This window comes from Pantoea phytostimulans (assembly GCF_046118715.1).
Taxonomy (GTDB): Bacteria; Pseudomonadota; Gammaproteobacteria; order Enterobacterales; family Enterobacteriaceae; genus Pantoea; species Pantoea phytostimulans.
In genome coordinates, this window is the sequence record NZ_CP173698.1 from 1728496 (window position 1) to 1747012 (window position 18517).

The following is an 18517-nucleotide window of genomic DNA, read 5'->3' on the forward strand; positions in this document are numbered from 1 at the left end:
CAGAAAGCTACGCAAACTATGACTCAAGTCGCTAAAAAAATTCTGGTAACGTGCGCACTGCCTTACGCGAACGGTTCAATCCATCTCGGCCACATGCTCGAGCATATCCAGGCAGACATTTGGGTGCGTTACCAACGAATGCGTGGCAATCAGGTTTATTTCATCTGCGCTGATGATGCGCACGGCACGCCAATTATGCTCAAAGCGCAGCAGCTTGGCATTGAGCCAGAGCAGATGATTGCTGAAATGAAACAAGAGCATGAAGCGGATTTCGCGGGTTTCAATGTCAGCTATGACAATTATCACTCAACGCATGGCGATGAAAACCGTCAGCTGTCAGAACTGATCTATGGCCGCCTGAAAGAGAACGGTTTCATTAAAAACCGCGTCATTTCTCAGCTGTACGATCCTGAAAAAGGCATGTTCCTGCCCGATCGCTTTGTAAAAGGCACCTGCCCGAATTGTAAGTCACCCGATCAGTATGGCGATAACTGCGAAGTTTGTGGCGCAACTTACAGCCCAACTGAGCTGATTGAGCCTAAATCGGTGGTTTCTGGTGCGACACCGGAAATGCGTGACTCTGAACATTTCTTTTTTGATCTGCCTTCGTTCAGCGAAATGCTGCAAGCCTGGACACGTTCCGGCGCGCTGCAGGAGCAGGTCGCTAACAAAATGCAGGAGTGGTTTGAGTCGGGCCTGCAACAGTGGGATATCTCCCGCGATGCGCCTTATTTCGGCTTTGAAATTCCCGATGCGCCGGGCAAATATTTCTACGTCTGGCTGGATGCGCCAATTGGTTACATGGGCTCATTCAAAAATCTGTGCGACAAGCGCGGCGACATCGACTTTGATGAGTTCTGGAAAAAAGATTCCACCACTGAGCTCTATCACTTTATCGGTAAAGACATTGTTTACTTCCACAGCCTGTTCTGGCCAGCAATGCTGGAAGGCAGCAACTTCCGCAAGCCAAACAACCTGTTCGTTCACGGCTATGTGACCGTAAACGGTGCGAAGATGTCCAAATCACGCGGCACCTTCATCAAGGCCAGCACTTGGTTGCAACACCTTGATGCCGACAGCCTGCGTTATTACTACGCAGCGAAGCTCTCTTCCCGCATCGATGATATCGACCTGAATCTGGAAGATTTCGTTCAGCGCGTGAACGCTGACATCGTGAATAAAGTGGTGAATCTGGCTTCACGTAACGCGGGCTTTATCACCAAGCGTTTCGACGGCAAGCTCGCCAGCGAATTGGCCGATCCGGCGTTGTATCAAACTTTCCTGGATGCCTCAGAGAAAATTGGTGAAGCCTGGGCGAACCGCGAATTCAGCCGTGCTATCCGTGAGATTATGGCGCTGGCCGATATCGCCAACCGTTACGTTGACGAGCAGGCTCCTTGGGTGGTGGCGAAGCAGGAAGGCCGCGATGCTGACCTGCAGGCGATCTGTTCTATGGGCATCAACATGTTCCGCGTATTGATGACCTGGCTGAAGCCCGTGCTGCCATCGCTGAGCGAACGCACCGAAGCGTTCCTAAACTCAGCGCTAAGCTGGGATGCCATTCAGCAACCGCTGCTGGATCATCAGGTGGCACCGTTTAAAGCACTTTATAGCCGCATTGAAATGACCAAAGTAAATGGTCTGATTGAAGCGTCAAAAGAAGATGCTGCGGTCGCGAACAAACCTGCGGCCACCGGCCCGCTGGCCGATGCACCGATTGGTGATGCCATTACCATTGATGACTTCGCTAAAGTGGATATGCGTGTTGCGCTGATCGAGAAAGCTGAGCTGGTCGAAGGCTCTGACAAACTGCTGCGTCTGGATTTGGATGTGGGCGGTGAGAAGCGTCAGATTTTCTCTGGCATTCGCGCAGCCTATCCCGATCCTTCGGTATTGGTCGGCAAAATGACCATCATCGTTGCCAACCTGGCACCGCGTAAAATGCGCTTTGGCATCTCCGAAGGCATGGTGCTTTCTGCGGGTCCTGGCGGCAAAGATCTGTTCGTGCTCTCTGTGGACAGCGGTGCAGTGCCAGGCATGCCGGTTAAGTAAGCTTTTTCACTCTCTCCCTCAGCGGGAGAGAGTGTTCTTCAAATCCGTCTTTCTCCTTTTATTCCAGTCAGTAACGCAACGTTTCCCCGCGTAAATGTGACCGCTAGCACGCTAAGCAGTTAATGCGTATGATGAAGCTCAGTAAAAACAGGAGCCTGTCATGCCCACCGTGCTGTCTGTCATCTGGCGCTACCTGCGCGCCTTCATCATTATTTATCTCTGTTTATATGCGGGAAATAGCATCGCGCTGTTACTGCCTATCACTATTCCCGGTAGCATCATTGGTATGCTGATCTTATTCGCCCTGCTGGCTTGTCGAATTTTGCCGGTAAAGTGGGTTAAACCCGGGTGTCATCTCATCATTCGTTATATGGCGCTGCTGTTTGTGCCGATCAGCGTAGGCGTAATGAGCTATACCGATATTTTGACCGAGCAGTTTGGTCCAATCGTGGTCTCCTGCGTCGTCAGCACTTTTCTGGTGTTAACGGTGGTGGGATTGAGCACACACAAACTGCATACGCGTCCTGTAAAGGAGCCGCGCGATGATTGATATTTGGTGGTCGCTGCCGCTGACCATCGCGGCCTTTTACATTGCACGTCGACTGGCTAAGCGATTGAAAATCTCATTGATCAATCCGCTGCTGGTCGCCATGGCGATTATCATCCCGATTCTGCTGCTGCTGCACATTCCTTACACCCGCTATTTTGCTGGCAGCCAGATCCTTAATCAGCTGTTGCAGCCTGCTGTTGTTGCGCTCGCGCTACCGCTGTATGAGCAAATGCATCAGATTCGTGCTCGCTGGAAATCAATTATCAGCGTCTGCTTTATCGGCAGCGTGACTGCCATGGTTTCCGGCACCGCAATTGCCTTATGGATGGGTGCAACACCTGAGATTGCCGCCACCATCATGCCTAAATCTGTCACCACGCCGATTGCGATGGCGGTTTCTGGCTCGCTGCAGGGTATTCCCGCCATCAGCGCTATCTGCGTGCTTATTGCCGGCGTTTTAGGGGCGGTGTTTGGCCACATGCTGCTTAACCTGCTGGGGGTTAAAACCAAGGCGGCACGGGGGCTAGCGATTGGCAATGCTTCGCACGCGCTGGGTACTGCACGCAGCGCCGAGGTTGATTTTCAGGAAGGTGCTTTCAGTTCGTTGGCGCTGGTGATCTGCGGCATTATTACTTCGCTGCTTGCGCCCTTTCTCTTTCCGCTGATGATGCACTGGTTTGGCTAAAACTTTGCGAGAGATCTCGCAAAGTTGAAACAAGCAAACCAGGTTGCATTGTCAGAGCGACGGGGATCACATATAACCGTTATCCGGCACCTTTTCCTGATGATTTAAGAGGCTTTCATGCACCCACGTTTCCTCGCTGCTTTCGACGCGTTGCCGTCAACGCTGCAAACTGCGCTTCGCCCGATTTTGGATGATCCTGATTTTCACGCTGTGCTGACAGCCACACAGGTCGCCAATCTGCAACAGCAAACGCAACTGGATACCGATAACCTGGCGCTTGCGTTGTTACCGCTGGCGGCTGCCTGCGCGGTAGCCACAGTTTCGCATTTCAATGTCGGGGCTATTGCGCGCGGTATCAGCGGCAACTGGTATTTCGGTGCCAATATGGAGTTCGTCGGTGCGCCACTGCAACAAACCGTTCACGCTGAGCAGAGCGCTATCACCCATGCCTGGCTGCGCGGTGAGCGGCGGCTGGAAACCATCACCGTAAATTACACGCCATGTGGTCATTGCCGTCAGTTTATGAACGAATTGAACAGCGGCACCGCGATTCGTATCAGCCTGCCTCAACGTGCAATCAGCACGCTGGCCGATTACCTCCCCGATGCCTTTGGCCCACGCGATCTGGCAATCACAGAATTACTGATGGATGAAGTGGATCACGGCTACCGCGCAGAAGGTGATGCCTTGGTACAAGCTGCCGTTGCTGCTGCTAACGCCAGCCATGCGCCTTATAGCCAGTCTCACAGCGGTGTTGCGCTGATCACCGCATCAGGGCGAACCATTACTGGCCGTTATGCTGAAAATGCGGCGTTCAATCCAAGTCTGCCGCCGTTACAGGCCGCGTTGATCCTGCTGAACATGCACGGTGAAGCCTGCGATCAAGTAAAAAGCGCCGTTTTAGCGGAAGTGAAAGATGCCACGCTGAGTCAGTTTGCCGCGACACAAGCAACGCTTCAGGCGCTGGGCTGCAACGAACTGTTGCAGGTTGAATTGCACAAAGCATAACCTTTTGTCATACCGCCAGCAGTTTTGTGACCTTTTATTAACAAGTGCTGTACTTCTGCGGGAAAATTACTAGGATCTGGCGCCAGAATTCACGTTATAACAATTACCCAGATTGATTTGCGCTGCATTGCAGTACTGCCAAACGCGTCTGCCCTTGATAGTTTGCTTTGGTTATTCATTGAGATAAATAAGCGCGGCCAATGCATCAGCAGCCTGAATCAGGATGGGGAAAAAAACTGGCGTTACCTTTCCGGCGTCACGCCAGACACTACCGCAACCGGAGCATCATTGCATGGAACTCGACTACGAAAGTAAACGTCCGCTTTACATCCCTTACGCAGGCCCGATTTTACTGGAATTTCCCCTTCTGAATAAAGGCAGCGCCTTCTCCCTCGAAGAACGTAATGAATTTAACCTTAGAGGTTTGCTGCCTGAAGCGGTAGAAAGTATTGAAGAGCAAGCGCAGCGCGCCTGGCGTCAGTTCCAGGACTTCAAAAATAATAACGATAAGCACGTCTATCTGCGCAATATCCAGGACACCAACGAAACCCTGTTCTACCGCCTGCTGGATAATCATCTTGAAGAGATGATGCCGATCATCTATACCCCAACCGTCGGCGCCGCGTGCGAACACTTCTCAGAAATTTATCGTCGCGCGCGTGGCGTGTTCATCTCTTACCCGAACCGCGATCACATCGAAGACATGCTGCAAAACGCCACTAAACAGAACGTGAAAGTGATCGTGGTCACTGATGGCGAGCGCATTCTTGGCTTGGGCGATCAGGGTATCGGCGGCATGGGTATTCCAATTGGTAAGCTTTCGCTCTACACCGCTTGTGGCGGTATCTCTCCCGCTTACACCTTGCCGGTGGTGCTGGATGTCGGCACCAATAACCAGCAGTTGCTGAACGATCCGCTCTATATGGGCTGGCGTCATCCGCGCATTACCGGTGAAGAGTATGATGCGTTTGTGAATGACTTTATTCAGGCCGTTAAGCGCCGCTGGCCGAAAGTGCTGTTGCAGTTTGAAGATTTTGCGCAGAAGAACGCTATGCCACTGCTGGAGCGTTATCGTGATGAAGTCTGCTGCTTCAACGATGACATTCAGGGCACCGCCGCCGTTACCGTCGGGACATTAATTGCCGCCAGCCGTGCTGCAGGCAGTCGTTTGTGCGAGCAAAAAGTGGTATTCCTGGGCGCAGGTTCAGCCGGTTGTGGTATCGCCGAGCAGATTATCGCTCAGATGAAATCAGAAGGATTAAGCGACGACGAAGCACGCGGCCGCGTCATGATGGTTGATCGCTTTGGTTTGTTAACGGATAAACTGCCTAACCTGCTCAACTTCCAGAGCAAGCTGGTGCAAAAGAGTGAAAACCTCAAAGGGTGGGACGTTACCAACGACGCTATTTCGCTGCTGGATGTGGTGCGCAATGCGCAGCCAGACATTCTGATTGGTGTTTCGGGTCAACCGGGCCTGTTTACCGAAGAGATTATTCGCGAGATGCACAAACATTGCGCGCGTCCTATCGTCATGCCGCTCTCCAACCCAACGTCACGTGTTGAAGCGACGCCTGCGGATATTATCGCCTGGACTGACGGAGCCGCGCTGGTCGCCACCGGTAGCCCGTTCTCACCGGTAAGCTGGAACGGCAAAACCTATCCGATTGCGCAGTGTAATAACTCCTATATCTTCCCAGGTATCGGTTTAGGTGTGATTGCGTCAGGTGCCAGCCGCGTTACCGACACCATGTTGATGACCGCCAGTCGCGCCCTTGCAGATTGTTCACCGCTGGTGAATGACGGAGAAGGGCCGGTGCTGCCAGAAATCAAAGATATTCAGGGTGTGTCGAAAATCATCGCGATGGAAGTAGGCAAGGCCGCACAGCTCGCGGGCGTTGCTGTTGTTACGTCAGAAGATGTGCTGTCACTGGCTATTTCGAATAACTTTTGGCTGCCGCAGTATCGTCATTATCGTCGTACCTCCATTTAACGGCTTGAGTGCCGGGTCGAATCAGATCCGGCACTGCCTAATTTTGCATCAGCCAACCGGCGCAAACTTGCTTCCCCGATGTACCTCAAGTAGCCTTGACCCATCAAATTATCCTGACGTTGAGTGCCCACGCGCATGTTGAAACGCGTTTTCATTGGTCTGCTTTTCATCATCTTATTCATGGTGGGGACTGCTATTGGCCTCGATCGCTGGATTAGCTGGAAAACCGCTCCCTACATTTATGAGAATGTTTCGGCATTGCCGCATCGTCAGGTTGGTGTGGTATTAGGCACAGCCAAATATTATCGAACCGGCGTCATTAATCAGTATTACCTTTATCGCATGCAGGGTGCGCTCAATGCGTATAACAGCGGCAAGGTGAATTATCTGCTGCTGAGCGGGGATAACGCTTTACAGAGCTACAACGAGCCAATGACAATGCGCCGTGACTTAATCAAAGCGGGCGTCGATCCTGCTGACATCGTGCTGGATTATGCCGGTTTTCGTACTCTGGATTCGATTGTGCGTACTCGTAAAGTATTTGATACCAATGACTTCATTATTATTACTCAACGCTTTCACTGTGAACGCGCACTGTTTATTGCGCTGCACTTAGGGATTCAGGCGCAATGTTATGCCGTGCCCTCGCCTAAAAATATGCTGAGCGTTCGCGCACGTGAGGTTGCGGCGCGGTTAGGCGCGTTAAGCGATCTGTTTGTCATGAAGCGTGAACCGCGTTTCTTAGGCCCACTGGTGCCGATTCCGGCGGTGCGTGAAATACCTGAAGATGCGCAAAGCTATCCTGCAGTGACGCCGGAACAGCTGCTGGAACAAGAGCAGAAGCAGAAGCCAGCCAAATAAAAAAGCGACCCGAAGGTCGCTTTTTCGTTATTGCGGAAATTACTTTTTGCGCGAGTATTTCAGTGAATCCAGCGCAACGGCAAAGATAATAATGCCGCCCTTGATGATGTACTGCCAATACGGGTTCACGCCGATATAGGTCAAACCGTAGTTGATGACGGTAAAGATCAACACACCGGTAACTACGCCCGCCACGGTGCCGACACCGCCGGCAAAGGAGACGCCGCCTACCACGCACGCTGCGATAGCATCAAGTTCGTACATAAAGCCAAGGTTGTTGGTCGCCGAGCCGATACGCCCCGCTTCCAGCATACCGCCGAAGGCATAGAACACCCCTGACAGCGCATAGATCATGATCAGGTTTAATGGCACGTTCACGCCGGAAACTCTTGCTGCTTCTGGGTTACCGCCGATAGCAAAGATGTTTTTGCCGAAACGGGTTTTATTCCACAGGATCCAGACAAACACGATGGCAATCACGGCATAAAACGTAATAAACGAAAGCTTAAAGTCGCCAAAGCGCAGGAATCCTTGCGCAAATTTAGAGAAGCCTGCATCAAAACCGGCAATTGGCGATGCGCCAACATAGTCGTAATAAAGCGAGTTGATGCCGTAAACGATAATCATGGTGCCTAACGTGGTGATAAATGGCGTCACTTTCAGGTACGCAATAATCACGCCGTTCACCAGACCAATAACGCCACCGATAATACACACGGTCACAATAACCAAGGGAATCGGTACGGTATCCATGTTAGGAAAAACTTTATTGGCGTTGTCCATCGCCTGTAGCAAAGTCGCTGCCACAACAGCCGCTAAGCCCACCTGACGACCCGCTGACAGGTCGGTACCCTGCGTAACAATTAAACCCGCTACACCCAGCGCGATAATAATACGCACCGAGGATTGGGTCAGAATATTACTCAGGTTCATTAAACTTAAAAATGTCGGATCCTGGAAAATAATAATGGCCAATAAAACCAGCAGCACAACGTAAATGCCGCCCTCTTTCAACCAGGTTAGCGCATTCTTTTTTGTAGTCGCTTTCATGTTAACAGCCCTTGCTTCATTAAAGGTGTAATGACGCTAAACGCAATATTTCGTTCTGCGTGGTCGTTTTAGTTTCAACAATGCCTGCTACCATGCCGTTACTCATTACCAAAATACGATCGGTAATGCCTAATAGCTCGGGCATTTCGGAAGAGATAATAATGATGCCTTTCTCTTTTTTCGCCAGCTCAGCAATTAACTGGTAAATTTCGAACTTCGCGCCAACATCAATGCCGCGTGTAGGTTCATCAAGCATCAGGATTTCAGGCTGGGTCAATAACCAGCGACCAATAATAACTTTTTGTTGGTTACCCCCGGAAAGGGAACCAATTTGCGTATGGTGGCCTGGCGTTTTAACACGCATGGCATCGATAACCCATTGGGTATCGCTTTTCATGCGTTTATTATCCAGCAGCCCCATACTGTTTTTATATTTTTTGATATTGGAGATAAGCGAGTTAAAGCCAATATCTAAATACGCATAAATCCCGGTTGAGCGACGCTCTTCCGTTACCAGCGCAAAACCATGGTTAATGGCTTCGTTGGCGCTGTGGTTATTGATCGCTTTACCGTGCAGCTTAATGGTGCCGCCCGACTTTTCACGAATACCAAACAGTGTCTCGACAATATCAGTCCTTTTAGCGCCCACCAGACCGGCAATACCGAGAATCTCCCCTTTACGCAAATCAAATGAAATATCGCGAATCGAAGGCTGACGCAAGGAGGTCAAATGACGCACCTCAAGAATGGTCTCGCCAGGTACATTACTTTTATCGGGGAAGCGCTGATTCAATGAACGCCCAACCATCATAGCGATGATCTTGTCCATATCCAGCCCTTCCAGTGGCTGAGAGGCGATCCACTGACCGTCGCGCAAGATAGTAATTTCATCACACAGTTGGAATATCTCTTCCATCTTGTGAGAAATATAAACAATGCCACAGCCGCGATCTTTCAGTTTACGAATAATGGTGAACAGGTGATTCACCTCTTTCTCGGTTAACGAGGAAGTCGGCTCATCCATAATCACAATTTTCGCGTCGTAAGAGAACGCTTTGGCAATTTCAATCATCTGCATTTGCGAGACGGAAAGATTAGCCACTTTGTCGCGCGGATCAATATCGATATCAAGCTCATCAAATATCGCTTTGGTATCGCGATACATTTTATCCTGATCGACAAAAAAGCCTTTGCGTGGATAACGTCCGAGCCACATGTTATCCATTACGGTGCGCTGAAGAACCAGGTTTAATTCCTGATGCACCATTGAAACGCCATTTTCCAGCGCCTCTTTAGAACTTTTATAATCTATTTCCTTACCCTGAAACAGGATACTTCCCGTGTCTTTCTTATAAATACCAAACAGGCATTTTAATAATGTTGATTTACCGGCGCCGTTTTCACCCATCAATGCATGAACGGAGTGAGGCCGCACTTTTAAATTCACATTATCTAAAGCTTTTACCCCCGGAAATGATTTACTGACATCAGTCATTTCCAGCAGATATTCACGCTGCGCGGTCGTATTATCACTGGCCATAATTTACCTGGCTTAAAAAAACGGTGGTCACGTGAAAAAGGCGCGGTATTCACCGCGCCCGGATTCAAATTTATTTCTGGAATTGCGACAGGTTTTCTTTATCAACCGGTACGTAAGGTACGCGGACGATTTTATCAACCATCTTGAAGTTAGTGCCTTCAAGTGCTTGCTTGCCATCAGCCAGGTTTTTAGCGATATCCAGCGTGGCTTTTGCCTGGTTTTCTGCATCATTCAACACAGTACCGGCCAGCGCGCCCGATTTAACCAGCGCTAACGCTTCTGGCAATGCATCCACACCGAATACCGGTACAGAAGTCATGTTGTGCGCTTTCAGCGCTTCAACAGCACCCATTGCCATCGCATCGTTGTTAGCGATAACCACTTCGATTTTTTTGGCGTTAGGACCCGATAACCAGGCATCCATCTTGTCTTTAGCCTGTGCGGTATCCCACATTGCCGTATCCATCGCTAACTGCTGGGTTTTCAGGCCGTCTTTGTTCAGCGTGTCGATCACGTATTTGGTACGTGCTTCGGCATCTGGATGGCCCGGTTCACCTTTCAGCAACACGAACTGAATCTGACCATCTTTGTTCAGATCCCATGCTGGCGTGGCTTTCCAGTGCTTCTCAATCAGCTGACCCTGGATGATGCCCGATTCTTTAGAGTCGGTGCCGACGTAGTAAGCTTTGTCGTAACCAGCCAAAACTTTGGCGTTAGGTTCTTTGTTGAAGAACACAATCGGTACGTCGTTGCTGCGCGCTTTATCCACGACTACGGCGGCAGCTGCTGGGTCAACCAGGTTGATAGCCAGCGCTTTCACGCCTTTCGCCATCAAAACGTCGATTTGGTCATTCTGTTTGGATTGGTCGTTCTGCGAGTCGTTCATCAGCAGCTGCACGCCGCCCACCGTTTTCGCTTCTTTCTCAATATCCTTGCGCACCATTGACATGAAGTTGTCATCGTATTTGTAAATGGTAACGCCGATACGGGTGTCAGCTGCGTGAGCAGTTGCACCAAACATCATGCTGGCAACCAGTGCTGTGAGCGTGAAAACCTTCTTATTCATGGTATCTCCGGTTTTTTATGCAGGGTCTTTTTAGCTCTACCGCGCCAGAGCGACGGGAGAACAATCGGTAAAATAATTTGGCAAGGCGGGATACGCTAAAACGTTATGCTAAGCCGCTGGATTGCCATCCAAACCTGACTTCCCTGTGCGCTAACGCTTCCTGAAAAATGTTGTGAACCCTTTTAATCGGCTGCTGAAACCACGCCCTTCGACGTTGCGGTGGCGTTACATAATGTTTCAGTCCGGTAAGACGCTGCCATCATAGTGAGGGCCATGTTAATTAACTGTGAATACAATCACAGATTGAAAACGGTTACATGGCTGAATCGCCTGAATTAGTGACGGAGTCCACATTTTGCTTTTGCGCCACTGAGTGACGACGCACTAACGTCGGCATGAAAATGTGCGTCGCACTTTCATCCAGTAAATCTGCAGCGCCTTGCAATGCCAACTCTGTCGCCAATTTAGCCATAGAAACAATGGGATAACGTACAGTGGTTAATTGAGGATCGGTGTAACGCGAGATAGGAATGTCATCAAAGCCAATGACAGAAAAATGCTGTGGCACCTGAATACCGTTGTCTTTGAGTGCCGTGAGCGCACCTGCTGCCATGCTGTCGTTATAGGCAAACACCGCACTCAAATTAAGATTGCGGCCTAAAAGCTCTACCATTGCTGCTTCGCCGCCCTGCATATCAGGCTCCGCGCTGGCAATCCAGCTCTCCTGCGGGCGAATGCCTTGCTCGCTCATCGCCTGCACCCAGCCTTCACGCCGCTGGCTTACGTCCTCAATAGGATGACTTGAGCAGAGATAGCCAATGCGCGTATGTCCTTGTTGCAAAAGCGTTCTGGAGGCCATTAATGCACCGGTGACATTATCCAGACTGACACAGCGTGATTCAAAACCCGGCACAATGCGGTTGATAACCACCATACCGGGAACCTGCTGCATGAAATTTGCCAGTTCATGGTCTGAAAGCGTTTTCGCATGCACCACCAATGCATTGCAGCGCTGACGTATCAACACCTCAATGGCGTTGCGCTCTCTCTCCTCCTGATGCCAGGAATTGCTGATCAAGACATGCTTGTGTACGCGCTGCGCCACGGTATCCACCGCTTTAACCAGCGCGCCAAAAAAAGGATCCGAGACGTCCATGACCACGACACCAATGGTATCGCTGATCTGTGTTGCCAGGGCTTGAGCATTGGCGTTAGGGCGATAACCCAGCGCATCAACCGCTTGTAACACGGCATCACGGGTTTCAGAGGTGACCGCGCTGCTATTATTTAGTACGCGCGAGACGGTCGCCACCGACACGCCAGCCTGACGGGCAACATCACGAATCGTTATCATGCAGCAGTTCCACAGAGGAAGAGAAAGGCATCACGCCGGTAAGAATACCGGCGCTATTTTGTCAGGGGCGAAGACGCTACAGCGTGAATTGCGTCACATCAATGAAAACGGTTACATACAATTCTGCAACCTTTGTGACCTCTGTCATTATCTGTTGGGAAGTTGCGCGGAGGGTTTACCCGCAGCCAGACGGGTAAGGAAACGCCAAATCCACTCACAAGGGCCTTGCGGGAAGAAGCGTAACCAAATGACAGAAAACAGAATATTAACCAGCCAAATAGCCGGAACCAGCATCAGCAAGCCGAGCCGATCAAAATGCATGAATAATTCAAAACGATAAAACAGCGTGGTGCAGATCACCGTTTGCAGCAAATAGTTGCTCAATGCCATACGGCCAACGCATTGAATCATGTAACTGATGCGCCAACGGGAAATCTGTGTCCAGAAACCGAGGCACAGCGCAGCATATCCCAGGCTAATAAACGGGCTGGCGAGATCGCGTGGTGCTTGCAGGTAAAAAGCGGTCCAGCGAAATTCCCAGTGCAGTAGCCATTGCGCCAGCACGCCGGGAATCGCAATGGTAAAGCCAATGCCCAGCATTATCGCTGCGGTACGGCGATAATGCTGCGGAGAATACTCCCCTTTCCACCAGCCGCTGCGCATCAGCGCGGCACCGATCATCATTAATCCCGCCAGCTGCCAGCCATACTGCGAGGCCAGCGCCATTAAACCGGATGAAAGATGATCAAGGCGATTTTGTACCGCTTCCCATCCACCCTGCAATTTCCAAAACTGCTCATATTGTAAGTCTGAGGCGCCAGGCAGCCATGAACGCGTGGGTTCAGGATCGGAGATTGAACCAAATACCAGCAACACCGCGCAGCCAATCAAATAAAGCAGCACGCCCGTATGAAACAAGGCACGCGTCGCGGGGACGTCGCGTAGCATTCGCCACACCACCAAACCAATAATGCCGTAATCCAGCAAGATATCGCCTTCCCAGAAGAAGACGCCATGAATAAAACCCAGCAAAACCAACAGGGATAAGCGTGCCGTCAGCCAGCGGCTTCCGCGCGGCAACTGCATTTGCAGGCCTGCACCAAATAGCAATGCAAATAAGGTCAGGAATTTGAGCTGGGCGAAAGCATCAAGCAGCGCCCACGTCCAGATATCTGGCGTGCTGAGGTTGTTGTGCCAGGCAGGATTAAGATAGGCGGCGGCGGGTAAGCCAAAGCCGACGATATTAAGCAGCAGGATGCCAAGAATGGCACATCCACGAATGAAATCCAGCGCGAGGTAGCGTTGCATGTGGCATCCAGAAATTAGGGGCGGATGAAGAACTCATCCGCCTTCAGACTCAGCTATGACGTACCGCGCGCAGGAACTCCTGACGGGTGTTTTGACTGGATTTGAACAGACCGCCAAGCGAGGTTGTGGTGGTTGCGCTGGTGGCATCTTTTACGCCACGCGCTTTCACGCAGTAATGCACTGCGTCAATCGACACTGCCACATTATTGGTGCCCAGCAGCGTTTGCAGCGCCACGAGCACTTGTTGTGTTAAACGCTCTTGCACCTGTGGGCGCTGTGCAAAAAACTGCACGATGCGGTTGATTTTTGACAGGCCAATCACTTTATCTTTGGGAATATACGCCACGGTGGCTTTGCCATCGATGATCACGAAATGGTGTTCGCAAGTGCTGGTCAATGTGATGTCGCGCACTGTCACCATCTCATCTACCTTCATTTTGTTTTCAATGACGGTGATTTTTGGAAAATTGGCGTAATCGAGGCCGGAAAAAACTTCATCCACATACATTTTAGCGATGCGATGCGGGGTCTCCATCAGGCTGTCATCTTCCAGGTCCAGATTCAGCAGCTGCATGATTTCAGTCATGTGGCCAGCGATCAGGCTTTTGCGGGTTTCGTCATCCATTTCACGCGTTGGCGCACGTAATGGCGTTTCCAGGCCTCGCGCCAGCAGCGTTTCGTGAACCAGGGCGGCTTCCTGACTTAAGGTACTCATCTTACTCTTCTCCGGCAGGTGATGCGCCCGCTGGTGTTTCCCCGCGGGCCGAATTTCTGAGCGCGTATTGTGAAACTTTCCGCAGCGGTAATCCAGCAATCAATAAGATTGGTGATGAAAGCTTTTCATGCTGATCGTCGCCAAACCAACAGTCCCGCCACCAGCAATCCCGCACCCGCCACCCACAAGGCTGGCTCGAGGCGATGTAACCACGCGGTCGAAAGCGAAGACAAAATTGGCCCCACTAACTGCCCCAGCGCGTAACCGGTGGTGAGCATGCCTGCCATATAGCGCATGTGCTGTGGCGCTAATTCGCGTGCATAAAGCAGCGACAGTTGCACCACGGCCAGGAAGCCGCCCCCCACTAATAACGCGCCAATCAGCAAACCGCTAAATCCCGGCAGCGCAGCAGCAGCGAGCACCCCCAACGCCTGCGCCCACAATGCCAGCGCCAGGCGCGTATTGCTGCGACCCCAGCCACGCGTCAAGATAGCGATAGCAATGCCAATCACCGATGCCCCGCCATAGATTGGCCAGACAAACTGAGCAAAAACGCTGTCAGGAAAGCGCGCTGCGGCCATTTGCGATAAAAACGTCGCGGGCAGAATGTAACCAAATCCCGCCAGGCTATAACTCCAGACCAGGCGTTTAAGCTTGCCGTTCATAACTAACGGCTCGGGCATTTGATCGGGCCGATGTAACTCTCCACGACGCGGTAAATAACGGGCAATCAACGCCACTAATACCAAGGCTAACGCGCCGTAAGCCGCCCACGCCAGCGACGCGCTGACCTGAAAGCTGTGTAACAACACCGCAAGCAAACCGCTGACAAAAATGCCGCATCCTGGTCCGGCAAAGACTGCGGCGGATAAGCCCGGACGACCATAATGATGCAACTGTTCGTTGCTCCAGGCCGCGACCAATACCATTGCCCAACCGCTGGCGCAGCCAATCACGAAACGGAGTAAACCATGCAGCCATGGACCGCTGGCGCCGGCAGAAAGCAGCGTTAAAATCACCGCTCCCCAGATGCCCATTTGCAAGCGAAGTTCAACGCGTCGATGCGCGCGCATTGCATCAAACGATCCACATAAATAACCGAGGTAGTTCAGCGCGGCCACCAGACTGGCGCTGGTTAGCGTCAGCTGATTCGCCTGAATCATCAAGGGAACCTGCGGTGTAAAGGCGAAACGTCCAATGCCCATCGCCACAAACAAAGTAATAAACGCGCTAAGCGCGACACGGAACGCCATTTCCCAGCTCCTGATGTTTTATTCTGACTTGCTTATACCATGCGCGATGTTTAAACTCACGGAAAGTGAATAATATTAACCAAGTTGTTTACGAGAAGAGAAGATATGGATTTAGTTCAGTTACGTATGTTCTGTTCCGTTGCCGAAAGCGGTTCGCTGGCGCGCGCGGCAGAACAACTGCATCGCGTGCCCTCTAATCTCACCACGCGTCTGCGTCAGTTGGAAGAAGAGTTGGGCGTAGATCTGTTTATTCGTGAGAAACAGCGCATTCGCTTATCTCCCATGGGCCACAACTTCCTTAATTATGCGCAGCGCATTCTGGCGTTGAGTGATGAAGCGATGAGCATGGCGCGTACTGGTGAACCTGCCGGTAATTTTTCGCTCGGCTCGATGGAAAGCACCGCTGCAACCCGCCTGCCCGGCTTACTGGCGGCTTACCACCAGCGCTTTCCCAGCGTGGCACTCTCATTAATCACCGGCACGTCGGGTGAAATCATTGAGCGAGTCCGTGAAGGTACGCTGGCGGCCGCGCTGGTGGATGGCCCAGTTCAACACGACGATCTCAACGGCTGCATCGCTTTTCGCGAAGAGATGACATTGATCACCAGTCTTGATCATGCGCCGATCACCAACGCGCGCGATGCACAAGCCGACACGCTGTTCGCCTTTCGCAACAGCTGCTCTTACCGCGTCAAGCTAGAAGCCTGGTATCGCGACAGCCACACCGCGCCCAACAGCGTGATGGAAATTCAGTCTTATCATGCGATGCTGGCCTGTGTGGCAGGCGGCGCAGGCGTCGCGATGATTCCCTCTTCGGTGCTGAAACAGATGCCCGATCGCGGCCGGGTTCAAGCGCACAGCTTGCCGCCGGCATACCGTGATACCGCCACTTGGTTGATGTGGCGACGTGACGCTTTCACCCCCAACGTTGAAGCGCTGAAATATTTAATCATTGAACAATTTAAGGATCGTCCGCTTAACGATGAGCTGATGCATCCATTGAAAGCGGCGGAATAACGCTTCCGCCACTATTTTTAAACCATCACGACCATCCGTACGCGATCATTTCTGGCGCGTTACATTGATTGAAGAGGGATTTGCATGAACATGATTAAAACCCGTGCCGCTGTTGCCTGGGCTGCTGGCGAACCACTGAAAATTGAAGAAGTGGATTTGATGCCACCACAAAAAGGTGAAGTGCTGGTACGTATCGTTGCGACTGGCGTATGCCATACCGATGCTTACACCTTATCGGGCACAGATCCTGAAGGCGTGTTCCCGGCCATTCTCGGTCACGAAGGCGGCGGCATTGTCGAAGCCGTGGGCGAAGGCGTAACCAGCGTCGAAGTCGGCGACCATGTTATCCCGCTCTACACACCCGAGTGCGGCAAGTGTAAATTCTGTCTTTCTGGCAAAACCAACCTGTGTCAGGCGATTCGCACCACACAGGGTAAAGGTTTGATGCCAGATGGCACCACCCGCTTCTACAAAGACGGCAAGCCTATTTTTCACTACATGGGCACGTCTACCTTCTCTGAATACACCGTGATCCCAGAAATTTCGCTGGCAAAAATCAGCAAAGAAGCGCCACTGGAAGAAGTTTGCCTACTCGGCTGTGGCGTAACCACCGGCATGGGCGCGGTAATGAACACCGCTAAAGTGAAAGAAGGCGACACCGTTGCAATCTTCGGTCTGGGCGGCATCGGTTTGTCGGCAATTATTGGTGCGAAAATGGCGAAAGCCGGTCGCATCATCGGCATTGACCTGAATACCAGTAAGTTTGATCTGGCGCGCAAACTGGGTGCCACCGATCTGATCAATCCGAAAGATTACGAAAAACCCATTCAGGATGTGATTGTTGAACTGACCGATGGCGGCGTGGATTTCTCGTTTGAGTGTATCGGCAACGTCAACGTGATGCGTTCAGCGCTGGAATGCTGCCACAAAGGCTGGGGCGAATCGGTGATTATCGGCGTGGCGGGTGCAGGTGAAGAGATTGCTACCCGTCCCTTCCAGTTGGTAACCGGTCGCGTATGGCGCGGTTCCGCCTTTGGTGGTGTGAAAGGCCGTAGCCAGCTGCCAGGCATTGTGCAGGATTACCTCGACGGCAAATTTGCCCTGAATGATTTCATCACGCATACCATGCCGCTGGAAGAGATCAACGACGCTTTTGATTTAATGCACGAAGGTAAATCAATCCGTTCTGTGGTGCATTTTAAAAAGTAATCAGGAGGCGTTATGGCATCTACACTGGAGCTTTTGGAAGAGCACCGCATCTTTGGCGGCTGGCAGCAGCGCTGGCGTCATCAATCGGGCGTGTTAAATTGCCCGATGACGTTCAGCATTTATCTGCCGAGCCCCAAAGGCGACGCGCCACCGCCTGCGGTTTGGTTCCTTGCCGGGCTGACCTGCAATGATGAAAACTTCACCACCAAAGCGGGTGCGCAGCGCGTAGCGTCGGAACTGGGATTGATGTTGATCATGCCGGATACCAGTCCGCGCGGTGATCAGGTGGCAAACGACGAAGGATACGATTTGGGTCAGGGCGCAGGATTTTATCTCAACGCCACCCAACATCCCTGGTCGAGCCATTTCCGCATGTTCGATTACCTGAGCAAAGAGTTGCCTGCGCTGATCGCTGACAATTTCAAGGTCAGTGAACGCCAGTCAATTATGGGCCATTCGATGGGGGGACACGGCGCGCTGATGCTGGCGCTGCGTCTTGGCGGTCGCTTTGCTTCCGCTTCTGCGTTCGCACCCATTGTTAATCCAAGTGATGTGCCTTGGGGACAAAAGGCGTTTCAGGCTTATTTAGGTGAAGATCGTGATGCGTGGCGTGAATATGACAGTTGTCATCTGATGCGTGAAGTGCAGCACCGCTTGCCTATCCTGATCGATCAGGGCGACAGCGATCAGTTTCTTGCCGATCAGCTGCAGCCGGAACGTTTAGAAACGATCGCGCAGGAGATGGATTTCCCGCTGACGCTGCGGATCCAGCCGGGTTACGATCACAGCTACTTCTTTATCGCCAGTTTTGTTGAGGATCATCTGCGCTTCCATGCGCAGCATCTGCTCGTGTAAGTAC

General features: G+C 51.7%; 16 protein-coding genes. 9 read left to right on the forward strand and 7 right to left on the reverse strand.

The genetic code is table 11. The features are described from left to right. Positions 1–18 precede the first annotated feature (18 nt). From metG to sanA, 6 genes are all read left to right on the forward strand, one after another. Positions 19–2052 (forward strand): methionine--tRNA ligase, encoded by a 2034-nt coding sequence (metG, locus tag ACF2G4_RS08095; RefSeq protein WP_409075845.1) that lies wholly within the window; start codon positions 19–21, stop codon positions 2050–2052. A gap of 160 nt (positions 2053–2212) precedes the next feature. Continuing rightward, a complete protein-coding gene (locus ACF2G4_RS08100) occupies positions 2213–2602 on the forward strand; it encodes a CidA/LrgA family protein (RefSeq protein ID WP_409075846.1) in 390 nt (129 codons plus the stop codon). Next, positions 2595–3287: a CidB/LrgB family autolysis modulator gene (locus tag ACF2G4_RS08105; protein ID WP_215846203.1), complete on the forward strand. Its 693-nt coding sequence runs from the start codon at positions 2595–2597 to the stop codon at positions 3285–3287. The genes ACF2G4_RS08100 and ACF2G4_RS08105 overlap by 8 nt, the downstream gene beginning before the upstream one ends. Positions 3288–3404: 117 nt before the next feature. Next, positions 3405–4295 carry a cytidine deaminase gene (cdd, locus tag ACF2G4_RS08110; RefSeq protein ID WP_215846202.1) on the forward strand — a complete coding sequence of 297 codons (891 nt, stop codon included), beginning with the start codon at positions 3405–3407 and terminating at the stop codon, positions 4293–4295. Positions 4296–4587: 292 nt separating this feature from the next. Beyond that, entirely contained in the window at positions 4588–6285 is a 1698-nt protein-coding gene (locus ACF2G4_RS08115; protein WP_215846201.1) for an NAD-dependent malic enzyme, read from the forward strand. 135 nt (positions 6286–6420) lie between these two features. Next, on the forward strand, positions 6421–7146 hold the full coding sequence (sanA, locus tag ACF2G4_RS08120; RefSeq protein ID WP_243077556.1) for an outer membrane permeability protein SanA: 726 nt from the start codon (positions 6421–6423) through the stop codon (positions 7144–7146). A gap of 39 nt (positions 7147–7185) precedes the next feature. Here sanA and mglC read toward each other — a convergent pair whose 3' ends face one another. From mglC to ACF2G4_RS08155, 7 genes are all read right to left on the reverse strand, one after another. Beyond that, the gene (mglC, locus tag ACF2G4_RS08125; protein ID WP_215846199.1) at positions 7186–8196 is read right to left on the reverse strand and encodes a galactose/methyl galactoside ABC transporter permease MglC; all 1011 of its coding nucleotides are present in this window, start codon (positions 8194–8196) and stop codon (positions 7186–7188) included. Positions 8197–8215: 19 nt separating this feature from the next. Further along, complete coding sequence (gene mglA / locus ACF2G4_RS08130; RefSeq protein ID WP_243077555.1) at positions 8216–9736, reverse strand: galactose/methyl galactoside ABC transporter ATP-binding protein MglA; 1521 nt, start codon at positions 9734–9736, stop codon at positions 8216–8218. Positions 9737–9806: 70 nt separating this feature from the next. Then, positions 9807–10802, reverse strand: a complete 996-nt coding sequence (gene mglB / locus ACF2G4_RS08135; RefSeq protein ID WP_215846198.1) for a galactose/glucose ABC transporter substrate-binding protein MglB — start codon at positions 10800–10802, stop codon at positions 9807–9809. Between the two features lie 313 nt (positions 10803–11115). Beyond that, positions 11116–12156 carry an HTH-type transcriptional regulator GalS gene (galS, locus tag ACF2G4_RS08140; RefSeq protein ID WP_409075847.1) on the reverse strand — a complete coding sequence of 347 codons (1041 nt, stop codon included), beginning with the start codon at positions 12154–12156 and terminating at the stop codon, positions 11116–11118. Positions 12157–12303: 147 nt separating this feature from the next. Then, a complete protein-coding gene (yeiB, locus tag ACF2G4_RS08145; protein ID WP_409075848.1) occupies positions 12304–13464 on the reverse strand; it encodes a DUF418 domain-containing protein YeiB in 1161 nt (386 codons plus the stop codon). 49 nt (positions 13465–13513) lie between these two features. Further along, the gene (folE, locus tag ACF2G4_RS08150) at positions 13514–14179 is read right to left on the reverse strand and encodes a GTP cyclohydrolase I FolE (RefSeq protein ID WP_215846194.1); all 666 of its coding nucleotides are present in this window, start codon (positions 14177–14179) and stop codon (positions 13514–13516) included. A 125-nt stretch (positions 14180–14304) separates the two neighbouring features. Continuing rightward, entirely contained in the window at positions 14305–15432 is a 1128-nt protein-coding gene (locus tag ACF2G4_RS08155; RefSeq protein ID WP_409075849.1) for a YbfB/YjiJ family MFS transporter, read from the reverse strand. Positions 15433–15537: 105 nt separating this feature from the next. On the opposite strand from ACF2G4_RS08155, the gene ptrR reads away from it, so the two are divergent. The 3 genes from ptrR (at position 15538) to fghA (ending at position 18513) form a co-directional block, all read left to right on the forward strand. Further along, the gene (gene ptrR, locus ACF2G4_RS08160) at positions 15538–16449 is read left to right on the forward strand and encodes a putrescine utilization regulator PtrR (protein ID WP_215846193.1); all 912 of its coding nucleotides are present in this window, start codon (positions 15538–15540) and stop codon (positions 16447–16449) included. An 84-nt stretch (positions 16450–16533) separates the two neighbouring features. Further along, positions 16534–17658 carry an S-(hydroxymethyl)glutathione dehydrogenase/class III alcohol dehydrogenase gene (locus ACF2G4_RS08165; RefSeq protein WP_215846191.1) on the forward strand — a complete coding sequence of 375 codons (1125 nt, stop codon included), beginning with the start codon at positions 16534–16536 and terminating at the stop codon, positions 17656–17658. 12 nt (positions 17659–17670) lie between these two features. Further along, positions 17671–18513 carry an S-formylglutathione hydrolase gene (gene fghA, locus ACF2G4_RS08170; RefSeq protein ID WP_243077551.1) on the forward strand — a complete coding sequence of 281 codons (843 nt, stop codon included), beginning with the start codon at positions 17671–17673 and terminating at the stop codon, positions 18511–18513. Positions 18514–18517: the final 4 nt, after the last annotated feature.